Consider the following 21,725-nt stretch of genomic DNA (forward strand, 5'->3'; position numbering starts at 1 on the left):
TCCATGCCGATCCAGCGCGCCGAGGCCCTCGCCTCTGTCGACTCAGCCCTGCCCGAGCCGGTAGACCTGCCGTTGAAGCTGCCGCGCAAGGCGCCCGTGTTCACCGGCGAGACCCACACCCAGCTGGTCCGGCGGGCGCGCAAGATGCACAAGGTGCTCACCGAGACGTATCCGGACGCGCACTGCGAGCTGGACTTCACCACCCCGCTGGAGCTGCTGGTCGCCACCATCCTGTCGGCCCAGACCACCGACGTGATGGTCAACAAGGTGACGCCGACGCTGTTCGCGAAGTACCCGGACGCCGCGGCGTACGCGGAGGCCGATCGCGAGGAGCTGGAGACGATCCTCAAGCCGACCGGCTTCTTCCGGGCCAAGACCAACAGCCTGATGAAACTCGGTCAGGCGCTGGTCGACGAGTACGACGGGGTGGTGCCGGACAAGCTCGAGGAGCTGGTCAAGCTGCCCGGGACCGGCCGCAAGACGGCGAACGTCGTGCTCGGCAACGCCTTCGGGGTGCCCGGCATCACCGTCGACACGCACTTCGGCCGGCTGGTCCGCCGGTTCGGCTGGACCGCGGAGGAGGACCCGGTCAAGGTCGAGCACCTGATCGGCGCGCTGTTCCCGAAGAAGGACTGGACGATGCTCTCGCACCGGCTGATCTTCCACGGCCGCCGCCGCTGCCACGCCAAGAAGCCGGCCTGTGGCGCCTGCCCGATCGCCCAGTGGTGCCCCTCGTACGGCACCGGTCCCGTCGACCCCGAGTTGGCCGCAAAACTGGTGAAGACCCCGGCGTGAACCGACCACCCAGCCTCCGTACTGCGCGCCGCGGCCTGGCGCTCGTGGCCGGCGTGTTTGCGGTGCTGGGTTTACTGGTTGCCTGCGGCGATCAAGAGCCGGGGAGTGTCGCGAAGGAGCCAGATGGGACTGTCGCCGGAGCCGATCAGTTGACGGCGTGCCCGAGTGTCCAGTCGCGGCCGGCAGTAGCCAAGGCGCTGCCGGACATCAGCCTGCCCTGCCTGGGCAAGGGCCCCGACACCCGGCTGGCGGACCTGCGCGGCCCGCTGGTGATCAACATCTGGGCCCAATGGTGCGGCCCGTGCCGTGAGGAAGCGCCCTACCTCGCCGAGCTGCACCGCAAGGCTGGCGGCAAACTCCAGTTGCTCGGCATCGACTACATCGACACCCGGCCGGACCTCGCGGTGAAGTTTGCGATCGAGCAGCACTGGGACTACCCCCATCTGGTCGACCGGGAGAAGCAACTCCAGCAGCCCCTGAAGATCGGCGGTCCGCCGTTGACCGTCTTCGTCGACGAGGACGGCGCGGTCGTCCACGTGCACCGCAAGCCGATCACCTCGCAGCAGGAGCTCGACCAGCTGGTGAAGGACAAACTGGGAGTCGGCCTGTGAGGACCAGTACGACGTACGACGTGGAGCTGCCCGACTTCCTGCACCGGTTGCGGACCGCCTCCAAGGAGGTCGACCCCAACGAGTTGTCCCGCTTCCTCCCGCCCGAGGACGACCCGGGCGTCCGCGGCTCCGCAGTACTGATCCTGCTTGCCGACGGCAACGATGCCCACAGCAACGAGGCTCAGGGCAATGATGTCCATGGCAACGGTCCGGACGTGCTGCTGACCGAGCGGGCCTGGACGTTGCGCAGCCACGCCGGCCAGATGTCCTTCCCCGGCGGCCGCGTCGACCCCGAGGACGGCACCGGCGTCGAAGGACTGATCCGTACTGCGCTGCGCGAAGCGGAGGAAGAGACCGGGGTCGACCCGACCGGCGTCGAGGTGTTCGCGGTCTGGCCGTCACTGTGGGTGCCGGTCAGCAACTTCGCCGTGTCGCCCGTGCTCGGCTGGTGGCGCGAGCCGTCACCGGTCGCGGTGGTCGATCCGGCCGAGGTCGCGTCGGTCCACCGGGTCTCGCTCGAGGCGCTGAGCGACCCCGCCAACCGGATCAGTTGCCTGCATCCGTCCGGGTTCACCGGCCCGGCGTTCACTGTCGGTGACCTCTACATCTGGGGTTTCACCGCCGGTCTGCTCGACAAGTTGCTCAAGCTCGGCGGCTGGGCGCGCGACTGGGACCCCACCCACGTCGTACCGTTGCCCGACCGACTGGTCGAGGCGGCCTGGCGGAGTGAGGGACGACGGCCGGAGGATGTACGGCGGCTGACGGCCATCGAGCACGACCTGGGGCGTCCGGAGGGTGTGGAGTGAGCGGTCTCGATATCGCGCTGCTGGTGGTGACCGGGCTGGTGGCGATCTCCGGCTACATCGAGGGGTTCGTGCTCGGCGCGTGCGCGACCGTCGGGTTGCTGGCGGGCGCCGCGATCGGCGTGTACGGCGTACCGCGCGTGCTGGACAACTTCTCGCCCAGTGTCGAGGTGTCCTTCGCGGCCCTGGTCCTGGTGGTGATCCTGGCCTCGATCGGGCGGACGATCGGTGCCTTGCTCGGGTCCAAGCTGAGAAACAAGATCTCCTGGAAACCCGTGAAAGCCGTCGACGCGCTGGGTGGCGCGGCGCTGGCGGCCGCGTCGGTCCTGGTCGTCTCCTGGGTGCTCGGTGTCGCCGTCAGCGGCGCCCGGATCCCGAGCGTGACCTCGGCGGTCCGCGGTTCGCAGGTGCTCGCCAAGGTCGACGAGGCGCTGCCGGGTGGCGCGGACCGTGCTCTGCAGGCGTTCAACGACGTGGTGAACACCGATCTGTTCCCGCGCTTCCTCGACCCGTTCGTGCCGGAGCGGATCCGCGAGACGCAGCCGCCGGACGGCGCGATCGCGCGCAACCCGGTGGTGCGGGAGGCGTACAGCCGGATCGCCAAGGTGACCGGCGTGGCGAACTGCTCGCGCGGCCTCGAGGGCAGCGGTTTCGTCTACGCGCCGCAGCGGGTGATGACGAACGCGCACGTGGTGGCCGGAGTCAGTTCGCCGAAGGTCGAGGTCAACGGGAAGAAGTACGACGCCAAGGTGGTGCTGTTCGACTCCAGCGTCGACGTCGCGGTGCTGTACGTCCCTGGGCTCAACGTCAAGCCCTTGGTCTTCGACAAGGAAGGCAAGGCCGACGCCGCCGCGGTGGTGCTCGGCTACCCGGAGAACGGGCCGTTCGACTCCGAGCCGGCCCGGATCCGGTCCGAGGAGCGGCTGCGTGGTCCGGACATCTACGGCGACAAGACGGTGACGCGGCGGGCGTTCTCGATCTGGGCGCAGGTCCGCCCGGGCAACTCGGGTGGCCCGCTGATCTCCGCCAAGGGCACCGTGTACGGCGTCGTCTTCGCCGCCTCGGTGGAGGACAACCGCACCGGCTACGTGCTGACCGCCGAACAGGTCGCCGAGGACGCGGCGGCCGGCGCGAAGGCGACCGAAGAGGTCTCCACCCAAAGTTGCACCTGAGTCCCGCGCAACAGATCGGCGCACCCACGGCGTTGTAGGAGTGTGACGATCACGAGCGGACATAGCGAACCGCTGACGTTCGACGAGGTGGTGTCGTCGAACGAGCGACGCCTGCTGCGGCTCGCGCTGATGTTGTCCGGTGGCGTGCACAGCGCGGAGGATCTCGTCCAGACGGTCCTGGCCCGGGCGCACCGGCGCTGGGACCGGATCGGCTCGGTCGACAAGCCCGACGCCTACCTGAGCAAGATGGTGGTCAACGAGTTCCTGAGCTGGCGCCGCCGGCTCAAGAACCAGGAAGTGCCCCTGGCCGAGCTGCCCGACGCACCGGCCGACGACGACGTCAGCGCGCGCCTGGTCCAACGAGACGCCGCCTGGCGCCTGCTGGCCGACCTGCCGCGCCAGCAGCGCGCAGTACTGGTCCTGCGGTTCTACGAGGACCTCACGGACGACGAGATCGCCACCATCCTCGGCTGCTCCAACGGCACCGTGCGCTCGCACGCATCCCGCGGCCTGGCCACCCTGCGAGCCAACCTCCCGACCTTCGACAAGGATCACTGACATGGCCCAACTCACGGACGACGAGGTCGGCGCCCTGCTCCGCGAAACCTTTGCGGACAAGGAAAACCTGGTCGATCAATTGCCTGCGGCAACTACGCGGCCGGTACGCCGCAAAGCCCCCGCCCTACTCGCCGCGGCAGCCGTCGTCGCCGTACTGGCCGGCACGGTCACCCTTGCCGGCAGAGACCACCAAGAGACAGCCCGACCGACGCCGACGACCCGACCGACGCCGACGACCCAAGTGGTGGAGCAGTCCGGACCGGCCAGTTCCAAAGGGCCGATGACGGGTAGCACCACCGCTGAGCTGAACTTGACGGCCCACGGCTGGGCTCTGGCGCTCAAAGAGGTGACGAAAGCAGAGCGTCCCCCCGGCGGCTGGCCGGTCGTCAAGGTCCTTGACGCGTGGTACGAGGCGGCCGGAAACCCCAGCGGTCCGGGGGCGGCCAAGAGGCCGTTCGACGAGCGGGAGAGGGCGTGGATAGCGTCCTATTCGGGCGTGCGGATCGAGTGGGTGAAGAGCCGGCCGACCGGCTCCGACATCTGCGATCAGCCCGCCGGTACGCCGTACGTCACGCTGGGCAAGGTCGTCTTCGACAAGAAGATCTCGACCGGCACCGTCGGAGTGAGTCTGTGGCGAGGTTGCCTGGACGCGCGCTGGCTGACCTACCGCCTCGTGGACGACCCCACCGTCCGAGGTGAGATCGGTTGGCGCATCACCGGCACCGTCGGTCCCGTGGCAGTGTCATGAACCTCAGGCCGGTAGGCGGGCCAGCCAGTCCAGAAGGACTGCGTTGAAGAGGGCTGGGGTTTCTTCGTGGGGGAAGTGGCCGGCGGTGGTTAGTACTTCGCGGCGTAGTGGACCCGTGAGCAGTCCGGTGGGGGTTGTGGCGGTGACGGCGCCGTCTTGGGCTCCGTGGAGTTGGAGGACAGGTACTGCGATCGGGGTGCGCATGCGGGCGGAGTACCGGCGGCCGTCGGGGCGTAGGCGGGAGCGGAGGAACCAGCGGTGATACTCCAGCGCACAGTGCGGCGCCGGCCAGACCTGCAGGGCCGCGCGGTAGCGGCGGGAGGCCTCGGCGTCGGGGAAGGCGCTGCCGGGCGCCGACCAGGCGCGGAGGAGCTGCTCGATGTGGATGCCGTCGTGGGCGAGCAGCCGCCGCTCCGGCAGGATCGGCAGCTGGAACCAGCCGACCTGCGCCATCGACCGCAACTGCCCGGACCGCATCAGCTGAAGTGGATGTGGCGATGACACAGCCGCCAGAGCCCGCACCTGCTTGGGCGCCAGTACTGCGGCCGACCAGCCGGCGAAGCCGCCCCAGCCGTGCCCGACGACAACCGCATCGGTCGCACCGAGCGACCTGATGACGCCGGAGACATCAGCGGAGACGGTGAAGGGGTCGTAGCCGCGGGGCGTCTTGTCGCTGGCTCCGTAGCCGCGCAGGTCCATCGCAACAGCCCGGTACCCCGCTGCGGCGACCACCGGCAGCTGATGCCGCCAGGCCCACCAGAACTCGGGAAAGCCGTGCAGGAACAGTACGAGCGGATCGTCCGCCGCACCGCACTCGGCCACATGGAACCTCGCCCCGTTGGCCGCCACCAGCGAGTGCGACCACGGCCCGTCGACGAGCAGATCCGAAACGCCGGCGGGACTCAGCGGTCAGAGCTCCACGGCGATCGCCCGACGCGGCGCATTAGTGCACCGCTATCGCCAACGCAACTTCCGACGCGGCGCACTAGTCGCCCTTGCCGATCGCCTTGAGCGCCTCGACGGACTCCTTCGAGGTCTCGATCGCGCGCTGCGGACCTTTCGCCTTGCCCATCATCTTCTTGCCGACCAGCACCAGCACGGCCGCGATCAGCAGGTAGAGCACGGCAACGATCAGGAAGGCCAGCGCCGGATGCAGGCCGAGCGCGTGCACGCCGTACGCCGCGGCGATGGACAGCAGGATGACCGCGAGCAGCGCCAGGAAGCCGGCGGCGCCGAACATCCCCGCGCCGGTGCCGGCCGCGACGGCGGTCGACTTCAGCTCGGTCTTGGCCAGTTCGAGCTCGCTGCGGACCAGGCTGGACAGATCCTTGCTGGCGTTGGCGACGAGCTGCCCGACAGTGGGCTCATCCTCGGTCTGCCCCATCGACATGGCGCTCCTTCCCACGGGTCCTTGGCTCCCGAGACTAGCTTGTACCCCCGCGTCAATCCTCGGCGTACGCGCGGTTGCGGCGGAACAGCAGGATCGCGGCGAGCAGCGCGGACAGCAGCGACGCGACCAGGACCGCGGCCTTGGCGCGCTCGATCTGGGCGAGGTCGTCGCCGAAGGCGAGCTGGGCGATCAGCAACGCGACGGTGAAACCGATGCCGGCCAGCACCGAGACGGCGGCGACGTCGCGCCAGGCGAGGTCGGAGTTCAGCTCGGCCCGGGTGAAGCGGGCGGTCAGCCAGGACCCGCCGAACACCCCGATCATCTTGCCGGCCATCAGCCCGGCCACCACCCCGATCGCGACCGGATCGGTCAGCATCTCGCGCAGCGCGTCGCCGCCGAGCGTGACACCGGCGGCGAACAGGGCGAACAGCGGCACCGCGACGCCCGCCGACCACGGCCGCAGCCGGTGCTCGATCCGCGCGGCCGGCGCTTGCTTCTCGCCCGGGTCGGGCAGGACGCGGGTGACCAGACCGAGCGCGACGCCCGCGATCGTGGCGTGAATTCCCGACTCGTGCATGAACCACCAGGCGCCGAGCGCGACGGGAACGTACAGCAGCGGCGTACGGAAGCGGAAGCGCTGCAGCAGGTAGTACACACCGATCAGGGCGATCGCGGCGAGCAGCGCCAGCAGGTGGAAGCCGTGCGAGAAGAACACGGCGATCACCAGGATCGCGCCGAAGTCGTCCACCACCGCGAGGGTGAGCAGGAAGGCGCGCAGCGCACCGGGCAACGAGGAGCCGACGATCGCCAGCACGGCCAGGGCGAACGCGATGTCGGTGGCCGTCGGCACCGCCCAGCCCGACGTCCGGCCGCCGTCCACGGTCAGGTTGACGGCCAGGTAGATGATTGCCGGAAGCACCATTCCGGAGATGGCAGCGACCACCGGTACGACGGCCTCGCTGATCCGAGACAACGTGCCGACCACCAGCTCGCGCTTCAGCTCGACACCGGCCAGGTAGAAGAACAACGCCAGCGCGCCGTCGGCCGCCCAGCCCTCCACCGTCAGCGGACCGAGCTCGAAGTCGCGCAGGTGGTGATAGGCGTCCTGCCACGGCGAGTTGGCCCAGACCAGCGCGATCACGGCGGCGCCCACCAGCAGCAGGCCACCGGTGGTCTCGGTCCGCAGGGTGTCGGCCAGGAACGCGCGCTCCGGACCGAGGATGCGCGGGAAGGCGCGGCGCTTCGTGCGCAGGCGGGGGGCTGGAGGCACAGGACTAACCCTTCATCGGGATCGTTCGGACCAATCGCCGACCAGACTTCCCGGCACACCTTTGACGCTCAGCGGCCCATCCTACCGGTTCCGCGCCTACCGGGTCCGCGGCCTCCCCGTCAGGCGGTCCAGACGCTCGGGTCCGGGCCCTTCGGGACCAGGCCGTTCGGATTGATGTCGGTGTGGGTGACGTAGTAGTGCCGTTTGATCTGGTCGAAGTCGACCGTCTCGCCGAAGTGGGGAAGCTGGTAGAGCCGCCGCGCGTAGGCCCACAGGTTCGGTAGCTCGGTGAGCTTGTTGCGGTTGCACTTGAAGTGCCCGTGGTAGACCGCGTCGAAGCGCACCAGCGTGGTGAACAACCGGACGTCGACCTCCCGCAGCGTGTCGCCGAGCAGGTACTCACGATCGGCGAGCCGCTCCTCCAGCGCGTCCAGCCGGGCGAAGAGCGCGTCGTACGCCGCCTCGTAGGCCTCCTGTCCGCGCGCGAACCCACACCGGTAGACCCCGTTGTTCACGTCGGTGTAGATCTCGTCGATCAGTCGGTCCATCTCCTCGCGATCGGCGGGCAGCAGCTCCGGCGCGCCGGCGGCGTGGAAGTCGACCCACTCGGTCGACAGGTCGAGCGTGATCTGTGGATAGTCGTTGGTCACCACGAGACCCGAGACGGTGTCCACGATCGCCGGCACCGTCACCCGCCCCTCGTACTGCGGGTCGGTGGCGAGATAGGCCTCGGAGAGGAACTTGATCCCGAGCACCGGGTCGGTGTCGTCCGGGTCGAGAGTGAACCGCCAGCCGCGCTCGTCGCGGACCGGGTCGACGACGGCCAGGCTGATCACGTCCTCCATGCCGAGCAGCCGCCGGACGATGACCGAGCGGTGCGCCCACGGACACGCGAGGCTGACAATCAGCCGGTACCGGCCGGGCTCGACGGGCCAGCGCCCGTACTCGTCAGGGCCCTCGCCGGGTGCCGACGTGGACTCCCTGCTGATCCGGTCGGTGAAGCGGTTGCCCTGGCGCTTCCACGCACCGTCCTGGACGGTGTCAGTGACGTTCTGTGCGGACGACATAGCTGCAAAGTTACTCGCTCACCACGAAGCCGATAGGTGGCGGCGGGGCAGGCCGAACAGTACTGTCGGCTGTAATGGTCTAGTTCGAACATTTCCAGGAGCACGTGGTGGCTCGCGATCCCCGGCAACCGGTTTGCCGGGCACAATCCCAGGGATACTGACGTCATGGCCCGCCCAAGGAACAACCCCGGTGACCTAGCGGAACTCCCCACGCAGCTCCGTACCGACCGGCCGAAGGGTGACCAGATCCGCGAGATTCTGGAGACCCTCGCCCGCAGCCTCACCGCAGGTACGGTGCTGCCGTCCGAGCGCGTCCTGGCCGAGCGCTTCGGCGTGGCCCGGATGACCGTGCGGCAGGAGGTGGACCGGGTCGTCGCGGAAGGGCTCGCCGCTCGCCGGCCAGGGGGTGGCACGTTCGTCACCGAGCCGCGTCCGGCCCGGATGCTCACCTCCTCCTTCAGCCAGGACATGCGCGCCCGCGGCCTCACGCCCGGCGCCAAGGTGCTCGAGCATCGCGTCGACACCGCCGACGAGACCCTGGCCGCCGAACTGGAAGAGCCGGTCGGTACGCCGGTGCTGCACCTCGTGCGACTCCGCACCGCCGACGGCGAGCCGATGGCGATCGAGCGGACCGCGCTCTCGCTGCGGCGCTATCCCGGGCTGGAGGAACTGGACCTCGCCGAGGTCTCGCTCTACGACTCCCTCTCGACCCGGTACGGCGTGACGCTGGGCATGGTCAACGCCTCGATCGTCGCGGCGCCGCTGGACCCGGCCGACTCCGAGCTGCTCGGAATCGACCCCACCGTGCCCTGCCTGATCATCACCTCGGCCCCGCGGACCGCGTCCGGCGAGGTCATCGAGTTCGGCCGCTCGGTCTACCGCTCGGACCGCTACGACATCACCGTGGCCTATCGCGCTTCCTGACCTGCTTCGCCGACCTCCGGCGTGATCACTGATCAGATCGGGCCGGCCTGCACGACCGCGCGTCCCCGTCGCGGCCCTTGGCCCATTTGATCAGGCACGGCGGATGTGGCGCGCCCGCGGTCAGGCGTTGAGGCTGCGCAGTACGTCGGGAGTGTGCCCGCGCTCGGCGAGCAGGGCGACGACCTCCACGACGAGCGCCTGCGCCAGCAGCGCACCGACCACCGTCGAGGTCGACCCGGTCCGCTCCGGACTGCCCTCGACCGCGATCAGCGCGTCGCCGGGCACCCCGCAGTTGTCGATCACCACATCAGCGACCTCGAACAACCGTTGCCCACCCGGCGCCCGAAACTCGACAGCCTCACTGTGCGCCAGTGACGTCAACGCCACCACCTTCGCCCCCGCCGCCCGCGCCCCGACCGCAAACTCAACCGGTACTGCGTTACGCCCCGAGTTCGACACCACCAGTACGACGTCCCCGGCCGCGACCTCGTTGACCCGCAACAAGACGTCAGCCAACCCGCCAAGCCGCTCCAGCAGCGAACTCTTCAGCAACCCCTCATGCAACATCAACCCGGGCTCGAGCACCGCCCGCACACTCGCCAACCCACCGGCCCGCCCGTACAACTCCTCGGCGATCAGATGACTGTGCCCGGTCCCGAACACCCAGAAAGTCTTCCCGCCCACCAAGGCATCCGCCACCACCCCAGCCGCTTCCCGAACAACAGGCAACTGCGTGTCCACAGCCCGCCCAGCCAATTCCATGGCTTTCTCCAGGTACTCCTCAGCTCCACCCATACCCAGGAACCTAGCGGTCGTCCGGCGCTGGTCCACCAAACTCAACTAGACCAATTTTCAGAGTTGAGCGGCTGCGACGCCCAGCGCGAATGCCGTGGCGGCGAGGGTGAGCATGGTGGTGGCGAGGATGAGGAGTTGGCGTTGGAGGGCCGGGCGTTCGGTGGCGGTGGCGAAGATTCGGCGGGGCCAGTGGCGCCAGGAGACGTACCAGAAGATGGTGGTGGCGATCAGGAGGAGGGCGGCCTTGAGGGCGTGGATCCACCAGTCGTCGGGGTCCAGCAGGAGGAGGATGACGCCGGTTGCGGCGATCACGCCGATCAGGGCGAGCACCTTGTAGCGGTTGCCTGAGGCAATTACTGCGGTGAGGTGTTCGCGTTCTTCCTCGCGGCTGCCGAAGTATTTCTTCAGCTTCGGCTGGACGACAAAGAGGGAGTACGTCATGCCGCCCACCCAGGCGGCGGCCAGGCCGGCGTGGACGATGGCTACCAGGGCGGTCACCGGTCGATCATGCCACGCGCTGCGGTCCGCGGTGGGTCAGCCGCGGTTGCGGGGGTGGTTCTTCCCCATCCGTTCGTTGCCGCGTTTGTAGTTGCCGGTCCAGCGGGCCATCACTTCCTGCGGGTCGTCGTCGACCTCGGCGAGAAACTCGGCGGCCCGGGGACCGCGCAGCACGGTCGCCTGCTTGCCATGGTGGGTGATGCGAACGGTCCCGTCGGGACGTTCCGCATAGTCGAATCCATTGGGTGCCGGCACCGGGCCATTCCAGCAGGAGCGGCCCGGTGCGGCAACCGGATTCAGGTGAACGACGGGTCAGTCGTCGTCGGACTTGCCGGATTCCAGGTTGGTCTTGATCAGGTCCATCACGGTGCTGTCGGCCAGCGTGGTGACGTCGCCGACCTCGCGGTTCTCGGCGACGTCGCGGAGCAACCGGCGCATGATCTTGCCCGAGCGGGTCTTGGGCAGCTCGGCGACGACCATGATCTGCCGCGGCTTGGCGATCGGGCCGATCTCCTTGGCGACGTGGTTGCGGAGCTCCTGGACCACGTCCGGCCCGCCGTCACCGGCCTCGGACCGCAGGATGACGAACGCGGCGATCGCCTGGCCGGTGGTCGGGTCGGACGCGCCCACGACGGCCGCCTCGGCGACCTTCGGGTGCGACACCAGGGCCGACTCGATCTCGGTGGTCGACAACCGGTGGCCGGAGACGTTCATCACGTCGTCCACCCGGCCGAGCAGCCAGATGTCGCCGTCCTCGTCCTTCTTGGCCCCGTCACCCGCGAAGTACACGCCCGGCCAGCGCGACCAGTACGTGTCCTTGTACCGCTCGTCGTCGCCCCACAGCGTGCGCAGCATCGCCGGCCACGGCTTGTTGATGATCAGGTAGCCACCGGAGCCGTCCGGTACCGAGTTGCCGGCGTCGTCGACCACGTCGACGCTCACGCCCGGGATCGCCCGCATCGCCGCACCCGGCTTGCCCGCGGTCACACCGGGCAGCGGGGAGATCATGTGCATCCCGGTCTCGGTCTGCCACCAGGTGTCGACGACCGGCGCCTTGTTGCCGCCGATGTTCTCCCGGTACCAGATGTAGGCCTCCGGGTTGATCGGCTCACCGACCGACCCGATCACCCGCAGCGTCGACAGGTCGAACTTCGCCGGGATCTCCTTGCCCCACTTCATGAACGTGCGGATCGCCGTCGGCGCGCAGTACAGGATGGAGACCTTGTACTTCTGGATGATCTCCCACCAGCGGCCCTGGTGCGGGGTGTCCGGGGTGCCTTCGTAGAGCACCGAGGTGGTGGCGTTGGCCAGGGCGCCGTACACGATGTAGCTGTGGCCGGTGACCCAGCCGATGTCGGCGGCGGTCCAGTACACGTCGGTGTCCGGCTTGAGGTCGAACACTGCCCACTGCGTGTACGCCGTACCCACCAGGTAGCCGCCGGTCGTGTGCAGGATGCCCTTCGGCTTGCCGGTGCTGCCGGACGTGTACATCACGTACAGCGGGTGCTCGGCGTCGAACGCCTCCGGCGTGTGCTCCGTCGACTGCTTGCCGACGAAGTCCTCCCACCACAGGTCGCGGCTGTCGACCATGGCGGTCTCCTGGCCGGTCCGCTTCACGACGAGCACGTTGCGCACGTCCGGGCAGTCGACCAGCGCAGCGTCGACGGCCGGCTTCAGCGCGGCCGGCGCGCCCCGGCGGTAGCCGCCGTCGGAGGTGATCACGACCCGCGCGTCGCAGTCCAGGATGCGGCCCTTGAGCGCGTCCGCGGAGAAGCCGCCGAAGATCACCGTGTGCGGGGCGCCGATCCGGGCGCAGGCGAGCATCGCGACCACGGTCTCGGGGATCATCGGCATGTAGATGGCCACCACGTCACCCGGCTGGACGTTCAGCTCCAGCAGCGCGTTGGCCGCCTTGCTGACCTCGTCCTTGAGCTGGCCGTAGGTGATCTCGCGGGTGTCGCCGGGCTCACCCTCGAAGTAGTACGCGACCTTGTCGCCCAGGCCGTTCTCGACGTGCCGGTCGACGCAGTTGTACGCCGCGTTGAGCTTGCCGTCGGCGTACCACTTGGCGAACGGCGGGTTGCTCCAGTCCAGTGTCTGGGTGGGTTCGACGGCCCAGCTGAGCCGCTTGGCCTGCTCCGCCCAGAACCCCTCGAAATCGGCGTCGGCCGCGGCGTAGGCGTCCGCCTTGACGTTCGCGTTCGCCGCGAGCTCGGCGGGCGGTTCGAACCGGCGCTCCTCGTGCATCAGGTTCGACAGCGCATCGGACTGGTGGGACTCGGAACTGGTCACGTCGCGGACTCCTCGTTGAGAGCTGCAAGACAGCGGAACGCACACGGCGCCCCCGGTCCCCTTTCTACCAACGCCGGACCACCCGCGGTACTGGTGCCTCGCCCAGCTGCCCACGATCTGCGCCGAACGGGCCGCCTGACCGGTCGAGCAGCCCGGTCGAGCAGCCCGGTCGAGCAGCCCGGTCGAGCAGAAGAACATGGTGGAACCAGATGGCCGGCCGGCGCATCGGAGTTGGCGTGTCGATGAATGTTCACGGAGGTGGAGTCGCGATGTACCCGCAGAGCGAGATGGTCACCGAGCAGCCGGCCGCCAAGCGCAAGCTGTCCCGTGCCGCGCGCCGCCGGGTGCACGCCCGCGAGCGCCGCGTACGCCGTACCCAGCGCTCCCTGCGCGCCCAGCTGCCGACCTGGTGATCTCAGCCTTGATGGTGGCTGAGCACCTTCGCCAGCAACGCGGCGAGTTCGTCCCGCTCTGAGGGGGAGAGCGGGGTGAACAGCTCGTCCTGGGCGGCGCGGACCAGCGTTTCGAGCCGGTGGCGCTGCTGCTCACCTGCCGGGGTCAGCGTGATGACGTTGCGGCGGCGATCGGCGGGGTCGGGCGACCGTACGACGTACCCGAGGTCGGCCAGCTCGTTGATCGCCGCCACCACGTCACTGCGGTCGATCCCGGTCCGCCGGCCGAGCGAGGCCTGACTGGCCGGCCCGTACTCCGCGAGCGTCGCCAGCACCCGGTAGTGGTACCCGCGGGCGTTGCCGGCGGCGAACGTCTCGCTGATGATCCGGTGCGCGTGCATCGCGCTCTGGGTCAGCAGCCAGCTCGGCATCGCCAGCAGTTGGGCCGGGGCCCGTCCCTCGTCGGTCGCCACGGCGGCCAGTGTATTCCGTTGGGCCGCCCAATGAACTTCCCCGGCCTGGTGCAGAGTCGCTGCAGCTTGGTGCAGATTGTTGCAGCAGGACGAAATAGTGCCTGCCCTCCGGGCGATCCTGTGCCACGATGGCGGATTCGGGGAAACGGGGGAGGGGATCCACATCGAGCAGGACACTTTGCGGCTGCTCGTCGGCATGCACCGGATCGTGCGGCACCTGGGCCGGACCAGTGCGAGCAGCACGTTGCACCCCACCCAGTTCATCGCGCTGCTGCTGATCGCCGACGAGCAGCCGATCCGGATCGGCACGATCGCCAGCCGCGTGCCGTGCTCCCAGCCGACGGCGACCACCACGGTCGCGGCGCTGGAGGCAGCCGGGCTGGCCCGCCGCCAGGCCGACGTACAGGACGGGCGGGCGACGGCGGTCGTGCTGACTCCTCAGGGTGCCGCGGTGGTGGACGCGGCCGGCCGGCATGCGGTCGAGGACCTCACCAAGCTGCTCGACCATCTCTCCGAAGACGATCGAGCGCTGGTGCTCGCCGCGGGTGAGGTGCTCTCGCGGATGGCCGACTCGCTCTAGCGGCGGCCGTCAGCTGAGGCCGGGGACGACGGAGACCGTGTACGGCGGGGTGCCGGGCGCGGCGTCGAGTTGGCTGTTCACCCAGAGGAGGCGGTTGCGGTCCCGCGCGACCGTGGTCGGCGTGGAGTTGGTTGCTGCTGGCAATGAGTCCTCGAGCACGTGGGCCTGGGTGGAATCGACGTTGAGAAAGGCGAGCCGGGTGACGTACTTGCCGCCGCCCGCGTTGTAGACGGCGTACAGGCGGCGGCCTTCGAGGAGATAGCCGTCGCCGGACAGGATGCCGTTCGCGCCGGTGATCTCCACTGTGCTCACGGCTTTGGTGCGCAGGTCGACGCGGTACGTCACGTTCTGGCCTTGCTCGCCGACGAGCAGATTGCGGCCGTCGTTGACGATGCCGTTGAGGAAGTACGGCTTCGGCAGGATCTTGTCGCGCGTCAGCCAGGGCTTCAGCCGGCCGATTCCGTCTCTCGTGAGGGAGGCGCGCCAGATCTGGTTGTGGGCGGAGTCGGTGACGTAGACGGCGTCCTTGGTGAAGGTGAAGTCGTTGAGGAACGAGCCCTCCGCGGCCGGGCGGATGGCGAGCAGGCGGCCGCGCGCGTCGTACATGTAGAGCTTCGAGGTGCTGGCGCCGGCGACCAGGACGCGGCCCCAGTGGTCGACGTGGACGCCGGTGGCGGAGGTGAGGCCGTCGCTGCCGGCGGGCAGGAAAGGCTTAAGGGTGGGGTTGCGGACCGTGCCGCGGTACACGGCGCCGGTGCCCACGCTGGTGACATAGATGGTGCCGTTGCGGGTCACCTCGATGCCTTCCGGAGTGTCGCCCGGCGTGGTCGAGACGACGTAGGTGGTGGGGCGCGGGTGGTACTGCGGGTGCTGGGCCTGGGCGCTGGGCTGGATGGTCGCGGCGATGAGTGGCGCGGCCAGCAGGACGGTGGCGGCGGTGCGTCTGCGAATCATCGGGCCAGCCTGGACGGTGGGCGGCCGCCGGCTCGACCGGTTTCGGTCAGGACCGAAGGAGTCTGTCCGGCGGCCCTTCGAGCAGGCACAATCGGCGCAAGGTATTCCTCGGGGAGGCGGCGATGATCCGGATTCACTTCAGCGCGGACGATCTCGCGCGGGTGACCTTCCCGGCCGAGCCCGAACCGCTCTGGGAGGCGGCGCTGGCCGCGCGGGCGCTGGGTGACCGCGCGATTCCGCCGGTCGCGCGGCGGTGGAGACGGCAGGTGGCGCCGCTGATCCGCCCGTCGATGCGGCCGCTGTTCAAGCTGATCAGCCCGGCCGGGCAGTTCCCCGACTTCCTCACGCCCGAGGTGCCGACGCCGGGACTGGAGCCAGCCGTCGCGATGCTGATGGAGACGCCCGCGTCGGCGGTGCGGGAGATCCTCGAGCCGCACCTACCGGCTGAGGTCGACCCCTTCATGCGCGGCCTGCTCGACGGTACTGCGAACTCGCGGCGAGCACTCGGGAACGCAGTACGGGACTTTCATCAGCACGTACTCGCCACGTCGGGGATGGAGCTGGAGCGACGGTACGGCGCGGACCTCGCGTTGCGCTCCCGAGCCGTCCTCCACCACGGAATGGACGGCTTGCTGAGCGGGCTGCACGCGGACATCGATTGGCAAGCACCCGTCCTGACGTTGTACGGCCTAGGCCCCGGCCCCACCTTCGACATCAACCTGGCAGGACGCGGCCTACTCCTCTACCCGTCCTCATTGACCGCGGAATGCCTAGTCCTGGACGTCCCGAACCGCCGCCCCGTCCTCGTCTACCCCTGCGCCGACCTCCCCTCAGCCGACGAGGTGGACATAGACGCCCTGGCAGAACTCCTGGGCCGCACCCGAGCCGCCGTACTCCGATCCCTGACAGCCACCGCCAGCACCACCCAACTAGCCCGCCGCACCGGCATCTCCCTAGCCTCAGCCAGCGACCACACCCGGGTACTACGCAACGCCGGCCTAATCACCACCCACCGCACAGCAGGCACAGCCCACCACTCCCTAACCCCCACAGCCCACCGCCTACTAACAGGGCAACCCCCGGCCACCACGGGGCAGATCCCAAAACTCAAAGCCTGAAGAAGAAATCGCAGGTATAGTTGGCTTTGCCTCGGGACAGGATAGTCCCTTGGAAGTGGACCCGGCAGCCTTCCGGACGGTAGGTGAGCCGGGTCTTGCGCATTCAGAGGTCTCTCAGCTGGCTGAACGCCGCGACCAATCGCCGCCAGTTCCCGCCATGCATCCAGGCCCAAGCAATAGCATCAGGTATCCACAGCAATGGATCCGCCTTGGGGACAAGAAGCTCCCAACGGAGATCAAAGCAACCATGCCGCTCCACCGCCGCATGCAGGACCTGCTTGTCGTGGTCGATGGTCGATTCATCTCGTTCGATCCTCAGTAGCTCGGCAGTCCCTGCCGCATCCCGCACGATGGCTTCCAGACAGCGCCGGCGGCTGATCGCCGTGTCTCTATCGGCGTAGTAGAGATCGACCAGGATGTGAAACCCGCTGATCACCTTGATGATCTTCTTGCGTCGGGCATCGGTCTCGTGCCGGAAATGCAATCGTTCCTGGCCGGGCAGTAGTAGCGCGCGGAGCGCCTTGCGGTGGACGGCGACATCGCCGGCCTCGCAGCGCGCGGCGGCCATCAGGAATCCTCGGGACTTGGTTTCGTCGACGAAGACGTGGATCGGCATGTGCTTGTTTCCCCCAGGGCGCGGAATGCGAAAGTCCGAGCCTTGCAGGTCACCTGGTGTGTGACCGAGGGGATTTGGCGGGCATTCGGGGGCAGTGTGATCTGCCCCGGGAAAGGTCAATGAATACAGGGGAATTGTCGGTAAAGTTGGTGATGCCTTGAGACAGAAGAGTCGCTTGGAAGTTGGCTCGGCAGCCTACCGGACGGTAGGTGAGCCGGGTCCGCGGACGCAGGGGAGCGGCCGCCGGAGGAGACCCGGCGGCCGCTGGTCTCAATTGCGGATCAGGGTGAAGGTTGTTGTGGTGTTGCGGATGTCTACTGCGTTGTTGGACAGGGTGAGGTTGTTGAAGGTGACCGCGCCGGCGGCTGGGCCTTCGCCTGGTTCGGGCATTTCGTTGGCCCAGATGCCGAAGCCGGATTTGGCGTCGAAGGCGTCGCCGGATCTGCGGGCGCCGGAGATCGAGATGTTGGTCAGGATGGTGTCGGCGATCGGGAAGAGGCGTTGCCCGCCCACATAGTCGGTCTGGAACATGATGCCGCTGTAGGTCGGATCGACGATGTCGACGTCGGACAGGCGGATTCCCTGGAAGACCTTGGTGGCGGAGTAGATCCAGATCCCCGGGAAGGTCTGGGCTCCCCAGAAGTGCCCACCGGCCCGGACCACCGAGATGTTCTCCCAGCGGGTCGGCGGGGTCGCGCCGAAGCCGTTCATCGGGATGCCGAAGTCGAGCGAGCTGATCGTGATCCCGGAGTACACCAGGGTGTCCGCGACGTACAGGTTGCGGAACACGTTGTTGGTGCCGCCGTACACCGCGAACCCGGCCGCCCGCCAGGTCAATGTCGAGGAGAGGTTCTCGAAGACGTTGTCCCGGACTTCGCCGCCACCGCCGTCGACGGCGTTGAACAACGCGAAGCTGTCGTCCCCGGTACTGCGGGCGTCGTTGTTGCTGACCGTGTTGCCGGCCGACCCGTTCGTCATGTTGATGCCGTCGGCAAACATGTCCCGGATCCGGCTGTTCTTGATCGTCGAGTTATCGGTGTTCGCACCCCAGTACAGGCACATCTGGTGCTCGACCCAGATGTTGTCGATGGTCATGTTCGCCGTACCGCCGAAGTTGAACACCTTGCCCGGACCATCGTTGCGGCTGTCGTAGTTGCCGAAGTACGAGAACCCGCTGAACGTCGACCCGTTCGCCGACGACGAGGCGTCGAATCCGACGTCGGTGTTGGTCTGCGTCGTCGGTGCGACGAACCGGGTGTACCAGGGCCCGGCGCCGATCACCTTCATCGCCCGCCCGCCGACGGTGAACTTGCCGGACGTCGGGTAGTTCCCGGCCGGCAGATAGACCCCTTGCAGGCTTGAGTTCTGCTGCACCTGGTTGATCGCGTTCTGCACGTCCTGCTGGCTGAACCCGGCCGGTACGACGTACCCGGTTCCGGGGTTGGCGATCGGCGCGACCTGCTCGGTGTTGATGAAGTCGATCGCGTAGTTGGTGTCGTTGCCGGGATCCTTCTGCAGCTTGATCTTCGTGCCGGCCGGGAACGTCCCGTCCAGCATGATGTTGGCCTCGTCGTAGATGTGCCGCGGCGATCCCGCGCCCGGTGAGTTGCCCGGACCGGCCTCCGCGCCGTACAGCCAGGCGTACTTCGAGGTGAGCGGCAACGCCTTGTGGAAGGCGCCGTTGACGTAGACGTTGATCGTCGAGTTGATCCCGCCACCGCCGGGTGCGTCGGGGATCGAGAACCGGGTGACGAGCGTGTTGGTGCTGCCGCGGGTGGTGAACTCGACGAACGATCCGTTCGAGTTCAGCGTGACCGCCTTGCGTCCGGACGCCTCACCGGCGAGGTCACCGATGGTGCGGTTCGGGCCGACCAGCAACGCGCCGCCACCGATCGAGGCGTCCTCGGCCTCCAGGTGGTCGTACGGCATGTTGGCGCCGCGGCCGACGAAGAACGGCTTCTCGCTGGTGTTGTTGGCGCGTTTGACCGGGAGCTCGTTGGCGTCGTCGGCGAGCACCACGCGGACGGAGTACCGGCCGTTGGCCGCCGTCCAGGTGCCGAGGTTGACCGGCGCCGTGGTGGCTCCCGCGGCAATCGCACCGGAGTACGAGCCGGTCAGGGTCCGTACGACGGTGCTGCCGTTGAGCAATGTCAGGGTGATGCCGTGCGCGCCGGACGCTGAGGCGACGCTGCCTTGGTTCTTGATGGCGACGGAGAACGTGACGGTGTTGCCGGCCGCCGGGTTGCCCGGGCTCCAGCTCACCGCGGAGGCGACCAGGTCAGAGCTTGGGACCGGCGTGACGACCAACGGGCCGGCGCTCGTGCCGGTGTTGTTGGCGTCGTTCTGCTCGATGATCGCGTTCGTCTCGTCGACCTTGGCGCTGAGCGGGTAGCTGCCGGCGTCGCGGGTGCCGATCGCCGCTGTCACCGTCGCGGACGCTCCGGCGGCGAGCGCGCCGACGGCTGCGTTGCCGACCTTGGTGGTGCCGAGGTAGAAGTTGACGCTGGTCGCCGGGGAGCCCGCCGTACCGGTGTTGTTCACCCGGGCGGACAGCGTGATCGTGTCGGTCTCGACCGGTGCGGACGGGGTCCAGGTGACGTTCGAGACGGTGAGGTCTGGGTTCGGGGCGGGGACGCCCATCACCTGGAGCTCGGCGACCTGGCCGGCCGGGGCGCCGGTGTTGGCGGTGAAGTTCAGCCGTACGTCGGCGACCCGCGCGCTGACCGGGATCGTCACCGTGTTGCCGGTGGACGGACTGAAGCTGTACGCCGCGGAGCCCACGATCGTGCTGAACCCGGACGCGTTCTGCTCGCGACCGAGGATCGAGAACGTCTGGGTTCTGTTGCCCCAGGCATTGTCCGGGTTGAGCCGGATCACGATCGAGCTGAGGTCGGCGTTCGCGCCGAGTTCGGTGGTCAGGGTGGCCGGGTTCCCGTTGCCTTCCCAGTAGGTCTGCACGTTGTCGTCGTTCGCGTTGGCCGCGACGAAGGTGTGCACGTGCCCGGAGGCGGTGATCGGCTGGCCGAGCGCGAGGTTGCTGCCCGGACCGTTGCTGCCGCCCCGGGTGACGGTGTTGCTGTTCGGCGATTGGTTGCCGGCGGCATCTTTGGCGCGGACGAAGTAGCTGACCGACGTACTGGCCGGCTGGGTGTCGGTGTAGGTCAAGACGTTGCCGGCGAGGCTGGTGCGCAGCTCGCCGTTGGCGTACACGTCGTACCCGGTGACTCCGACGTTGTCCGTCGAGGCAGACCAGGTGAGCCGGATCTGGCCGGCGGCCGGTTCGGTGAAGGCCAGGCTGCCCGGGGCGGTGGGAGCCTGGGTGTCACCGGTCGACGGTCCGTAGACCTCGAGCTCGGACAGCTGGCCCGCGGGCCAGCCGGTGTTGGCGGTGATCCGGATCCGGATGTACCGGACCGTCGAGGCGCCGAAGTCGATGGTCGCGGTGTTGGTCGGCGGGTTGAAGGCGCGGGCGGCGGAGGCCGACAAGTCGTTGAAGTTCTGACCGTCGGTACTGCCCTGGACGGCGAGCGTCTGGTCGCGTGCTCCCCAGCCGGCGGTCGGCAGCTTCAGGACGACCTGGTTGGCGCTGACGGACGAGCCGAGATCGACCTGCACCCACTGCGGGAACGCGTGGTTCGGGCTCTCCCAGTAGGTGCCCTGGTTGCCGTCGGTGACGTTGGCCGCGACGTAGTTCTGCGTACTGCCGCTCGCGGTGGCGGACTTGCCGGCCGCAAGGTTAGGACCGGCCAGTACTGCGGCCTCTGCAGCCGCTGCGGTCGCGCCGGGGCCGGTGACGCCGACCGCGGCGAACATCGGGCCGGCCGACAGCACCAGGCTGCCGACGACCGTGGCAGCGAGCAGCCGCCACCTTCCAGGTGTGGTTCTCATGGCATCCGGGCCTCTCCGATGGGCGGGGTGGTGAGGGCACAAAGGACTACGGCTGCCAAGAATTGGGTGGAGATGTCTAGAAGTTTCTCAAGTTTGCTGATTTCTTGCGCAGCGTTGGCTCATTGTTACGGCAGCGCTACGGAGGCGTCAACGGTTCGGATGCTGGCTGTTCGCTCAGGCGGGGAGCTTGACCCGGTCGAGCAGCAGGCGATCAGCGGCGGAACTCCGCACGACGACGTACAGGTAGCCGCCGTGCAGGGTGAACCGATCGCCGAACGCGGCAGTCGTGACAGTGCCGCCCGGCCGGATCAGCCGGATGGTGAGCCCTCGCGCCTCATCGAGTACTGCGCGCTGCCCGTCGGTGTGCTGGCCGGCCCAGTCGAAACGGCCGTCTTCGGGTGGTCCGACGGGCGTGTTCGCGGTGGTGACCGCCAGCAAGCCATCAGCCGCGGCGATGCCGGCCCGGAGAATGCCCAGGGTCGCGGTGCTGCCCTCTGGAGCGAAAGGCGCCGCTGTCACCTCCCGGCGGACCACCTTGGTGTATCAACTGTCCACCGAACCCGGGTTTGTTGACCTCGATGGCGAAGACGAGACGGCCCTCGCGATCGAACGTGAGCGCGGTGAACTCGCCGGTCGGCTTGCGCGGCCGGCCGGCGGGAGTCGCCGCACCGGTGGCGTAGTCGAGCAACCCGGCCGGCGTCTCGCGGGCGCCCGCGTCGTCCTTCGTGCACCCGGCGACGGCGAAGTACAGGACAAAGGTTGCCGCCAGCAATCGATTCAC

Annotated in this window: 24 protein-coding genes; 10 read left to right on the forward strand and 14 right to left on the reverse strand. The window is 68.5% G+C overall.

The window, feature by feature from the left end:
* Positions 1 to 3: 3 nt before the first annotated feature.
* The 6 genes from nth to ACQPYM_RS02620 are packed head-to-tail and all read left to right on the forward strand — an operon-like array spanning position 4 to position 4,687.
* On the forward strand, positions 4 to 795 hold the full coding sequence (gene nth, locus ACQPYM_RS02595; protein WP_433014139.1) for an endonuclease III: 792 nt from the start codon (positions 4 to 6) through the stop codon (positions 793 to 795).
* Positions 792 to 1,406, forward strand: a complete 615-nt coding sequence (locus ACQPYM_RS02600) for a TlpA family protein disulfide reductase (protein ID WP_433014142.1) — start codon at positions 792 to 794, stop codon at positions 1,404 to 1,406. The genes nth and ACQPYM_RS02600 overlap by 4 nt, the downstream gene beginning before the upstream one ends.
* On the forward strand, positions 1,403 to 2,212 hold the full coding sequence (locus ACQPYM_RS02605) for an NUDIX hydrolase (protein ID WP_433014145.1): 810 nt from the start codon (positions 1,403 to 1,405) through the stop codon (positions 2,210 to 2,212). Before ACQPYM_RS02600 ends, ACQPYM_RS02605 begins: the two co-directional genes overlap by 4 nt.
* A complete protein-coding gene (locus ACQPYM_RS02610) occupies positions 2,209 to 3,381 on the forward strand; it encodes a MarP family serine protease (RefSeq protein ID WP_433014148.1) in 1,173 nt (390 codons plus the stop codon). Before ACQPYM_RS02605 ends, ACQPYM_RS02610 begins: the two co-directional genes overlap by 4 nt.
* A 42-nt stretch (positions 3,382 to 3,423) precedes the next feature.
* Entirely contained in the window at positions 3,424 to 3,939 is a 516-nt protein-coding gene (locus ACQPYM_RS02615; RefSeq protein ID WP_433014151.1) for a SigE family RNA polymerase sigma factor, read from the forward strand.
* 1 nt (position 3,940) lies between these two features.
* Positions 3,941 to 4,687, forward strand: a complete 747-nt coding sequence (locus ACQPYM_RS02620) for a hypothetical protein (protein WP_433014154.1) — start codon at positions 3,941 to 3,943, stop codon at positions 4,685 to 4,687.
* 3 nt (positions 4,688 to 4,690) lie between these two features.
* On the opposite strand, the gene ACQPYM_RS02625 is transcribed toward ACQPYM_RS02620, so the two are convergent.
* The 4 genes from ACQPYM_RS02625 to ACQPYM_RS02640 form a co-directional block, all read right to left on the reverse strand.
* On the reverse strand, positions 4,691 to 5,536 hold the full coding sequence (locus ACQPYM_RS02625; RefSeq protein WP_433014157.1) for an alpha/beta fold hydrolase: 846 nt from the start codon (positions 5,534 to 5,536) through the stop codon (positions 4,691 to 4,693).
* A gap of 136 nt (positions 5,537 to 5,672) precedes the next feature.
* Positions 5,673 to 6,071 (reverse strand): phage holin family protein, encoded by a 399-nt coding sequence (locus tag ACQPYM_RS02630; protein WP_433014160.1) that lies wholly within the window; start codon positions 6,069 to 6,071, stop codon positions 5,673 to 5,675.
* 58 nt (positions 6,072 to 6,129) lie between these two features.
* Positions 6,130 to 7,347, reverse strand: coding sequence for a Na+/H+ antiporter NhaA (gene nhaA / locus ACQPYM_RS02635; protein ID WP_433014163.1), 1,218 nt, complete (start codon positions 7,345 to 7,347; stop codon positions 6,130 to 6,132).
* Positions 7,348 to 7,466: 119 nt separating this feature from the next.
* Complete coding sequence (locus ACQPYM_RS02640) at positions 7,467 to 8,414, reverse strand: glutathione S-transferase family protein (RefSeq protein ID WP_433014166.1); 948 nt, start codon at positions 8,412 to 8,414, stop codon at positions 7,467 to 7,469.
* Positions 8,415 to 8,579: 165 nt separating this feature from the next.
* On the opposite strand from ACQPYM_RS02640, the gene ACQPYM_RS02645 reads away from it, so the two are divergent.
* Complete coding sequence (locus ACQPYM_RS02645; protein ID WP_433014169.1) at positions 8,580 to 9,338, forward strand: GntR family transcriptional regulator; 759 nt, start codon at positions 8,580 to 8,582, stop codon at positions 9,336 to 9,338.
* A gap of 120 nt (positions 9,339 to 9,458) precedes the next feature.
* On the opposite strand, the gene ACQPYM_RS02650 is transcribed toward ACQPYM_RS02645, so the two are convergent.
* From ACQPYM_RS02650 to acs, 4 genes are read right to left on the reverse strand one after another with little or no spacing between them, the layout of a single operon-like run.
* Complete coding sequence (locus tag ACQPYM_RS02650) at positions 9,459 to 10,133, reverse strand: sugar isomerase domain-containing protein (protein WP_433014172.1); 675 nt, start codon at positions 10,131 to 10,133, stop codon at positions 9,459 to 9,461.
* A gap of 57 nt (positions 10,134 to 10,190) precedes the next feature.
* A complete protein-coding gene (locus ACQPYM_RS02655; RefSeq protein ID WP_433014175.1) occupies positions 10,191 to 10,631 on the reverse strand; it encodes a hypothetical protein in 441 nt (146 codons plus the stop codon).
* A 36-nt stretch (positions 10,632 to 10,667) separates the two neighbouring features.
* A complete protein-coding gene (locus ACQPYM_RS02660) occupies positions 10,668 to 10,886 on the reverse strand; it encodes a hypothetical protein (protein WP_433014178.1) in 219 nt (72 codons plus the stop codon).
* A 57-nt stretch (positions 10,887 to 10,943) separates the two neighbouring features.
* Positions 10,944 to 12,878 carry an acetate--CoA ligase gene (acs, locus tag ACQPYM_RS02665; protein WP_433023165.1) on the reverse strand — a complete coding sequence of 645 codons (1,935 nt, stop codon included), beginning with the start codon at positions 12,876 to 12,878 and terminating at the stop codon, positions 10,944 to 10,946.
* 287 nt (positions 12,879 to 13,165) lie between these two features.
* Between acs and ACQPYM_RS02670 the strand changes: the two genes are divergently transcribed.
* On the forward strand, positions 13,166 to 13,336 hold the full coding sequence (locus tag ACQPYM_RS02670; RefSeq protein WP_433014181.1) for a hypothetical protein: 171 nt from the start codon (positions 13,166 to 13,168) through the stop codon (positions 13,334 to 13,336).
* Positions 13,337 to 13,338: 2 nt separating this feature from the next.
* On the opposite strand, the gene ACQPYM_RS02675 is transcribed toward ACQPYM_RS02670, so the two are convergent.
* Entirely contained in the window at positions 13,339 to 13,788 is a 450-nt protein-coding gene (locus ACQPYM_RS02675; protein ID WP_433014184.1) for a MarR family winged helix-turn-helix transcriptional regulator, read from the reverse strand.
* A gap of 97 nt (positions 13,789 to 13,885) precedes the next feature.
* On the opposite strand from ACQPYM_RS02675, the gene ACQPYM_RS02680 reads away from it, so the two are divergent.
* Positions 13,886 to 14,368: a MarR family winged helix-turn-helix transcriptional regulator gene (locus ACQPYM_RS02680; protein ID WP_433014187.1), complete on the forward strand. Its 483-nt coding sequence runs from the start codon at positions 13,886 to 13,888 to the stop codon at positions 14,366 to 14,368.
* A 9-nt stretch (positions 14,369 to 14,377) separates the two neighbouring features.
* Here ACQPYM_RS02680 and ACQPYM_RS02685 read toward each other — a convergent pair whose 3' ends face one another.
* On the reverse strand, positions 14,378 to 15,322 hold the full coding sequence (locus tag ACQPYM_RS02685; RefSeq protein ID WP_433014190.1) for a superoxide dismutase: 945 nt from the start codon (positions 15,320 to 15,322) through the stop codon (positions 14,378 to 14,380).
* Between the two features lie 122 nt (positions 15,323 to 15,444).
* Between ACQPYM_RS02685 and ACQPYM_RS02690 the strand changes: the two genes are divergently transcribed.
* A complete protein-coding gene (locus tag ACQPYM_RS02690; RefSeq protein ID WP_433014193.1) occupies positions 15,445 to 16,440 on the forward strand; it encodes a winged helix-turn-helix domain-containing protein in 996 nt (331 codons plus the stop codon).
* Positions 16,441 to 16,543: 103 nt separating this feature from the next.
* Here the strand turns inward: ACQPYM_RS02690 and ACQPYM_RS02695 are convergent, their stop codons facing one another.
* The 4 genes from ACQPYM_RS02695 to ACQPYM_RS02710 form a co-directional block, all read right to left on the reverse strand.
* Complete coding sequence (locus ACQPYM_RS02695; RefSeq protein ID WP_433014196.1) at positions 16,544 to 17,056, reverse strand: hypothetical protein; 513 nt, start codon at positions 17,054 to 17,056, stop codon at positions 16,544 to 16,546.
* Positions 17,057 to 17,326: 270 nt separating this feature from the next.
* A complete protein-coding gene (locus tag ACQPYM_RS02700; protein ID WP_433014199.1) occupies positions 17,327 to 20,944 on the reverse strand; it encodes a discoidin domain-containing protein in 3,618 nt (1,205 codons plus the stop codon).
* Between the two features lie 174 nt (positions 20,945 to 21,118).
* Complete coding sequence (locus ACQPYM_RS02705; RefSeq protein ID WP_433014202.1) at positions 21,119 to 21,463, reverse strand: hypothetical protein; 345 nt, start codon at positions 21,461 to 21,463, stop codon at positions 21,119 to 21,121.
* Positions 21,387 to 21,725: a hypothetical protein gene (locus ACQPYM_RS02710; RefSeq protein ID WP_433014205.1), complete on the reverse strand. Its 339-nt coding sequence runs from the start codon at positions 21,723 to 21,725 to the stop codon at positions 21,387 to 21,389. The genes ACQPYM_RS02705 and ACQPYM_RS02710 overlap by 77 nt, the downstream gene beginning before the upstream one ends.

Origin of the sequence: Kribbella sp. CA-294648, from assembly GCF_050943845.1 — a bacterium.
Lineage (GTDB): Bacteria > Actinomycetota > Actinomycetes > Propionibacteriales > Kribbellaceae > Kribbella.

Coding starts and splice junctions, on each gene's coding strand:
- nth (WP_433014139.1), top strand. CDS start 4: ATGCCGATCCAGCGCGCCGAGGCCCTCGCCTCTGTCGACTCAGCCCTG.
- ACQPYM_RS02620 (WP_433014154.1), top strand. CDS start 3,941: ATGGCCCAACTCACGGACGACGAGGTCGGCGCCCTGCTCCGCGAAACC.
- ACQPYM_RS02630 (WP_433014160.1), bottom strand. CDS start 6,071: ATGGGGCAGACCGAGGATGAGCCCACTGTCGGGCAGCTCGTCGCCAAC.
- ACQPYM_RS02640 (WP_433014166.1), bottom strand. CDS start 8,414: ATGTCGTCCGCACAGAACGTCACTGACACCGTCCAGGACGGTGCGTGG.
- ACQPYM_RS02645 (WP_433014169.1), top strand. CDS start 8,580: ATGGCCCGCCCAAGGAACAACCCCGGTGACCTAGCGGAACTCCCCACG.
- ACQPYM_RS02650 (WP_433014172.1), bottom strand. CDS start 10,133: ATGGGTGGAGCTGAGGAGTACCTGGAGAAAGCCATGGAATTGGCTGGG.
- acs (WP_433023165.1), bottom strand. CDS start 12,878: ATGCACGAGGAGCGCCGGTTCGAACCGCCCGCCGAGCTCGCGGCGAAC.
- ACQPYM_RS02670 (WP_433014181.1), top strand. CDS start 13,166: ATGAATGTTCACGGAGGTGGAGTCGCGATGTACCCGCAGAGCGAGATG.
- ACQPYM_RS02685 (WP_433014190.1), bottom strand. CDS start 15,322: ATGATTCGCAGACGCACCGCCGCCACCGTCCTGCTGGCCGCGCCACTC.
- ACQPYM_RS02690 (WP_433014193.1), top strand. CDS start 15,445: ATGATCCGGATTCACTTCAGCGCGGACGATCTCGCGCGGGTGACCTTC.
- ACQPYM_RS02695 (WP_433014196.1), bottom strand. CDS start 17,056: ATGCCGATCCACGTCTTCGTCGACGAAACCAAGTCCCGAGGATTCCTG.
- ACQPYM_RS02700 (WP_433014199.1), bottom strand. CDS start 20,944: ATGAGAACCACACCTGGAAGGTGGCGGCTGCTCGCTGCCACGGTCGTC.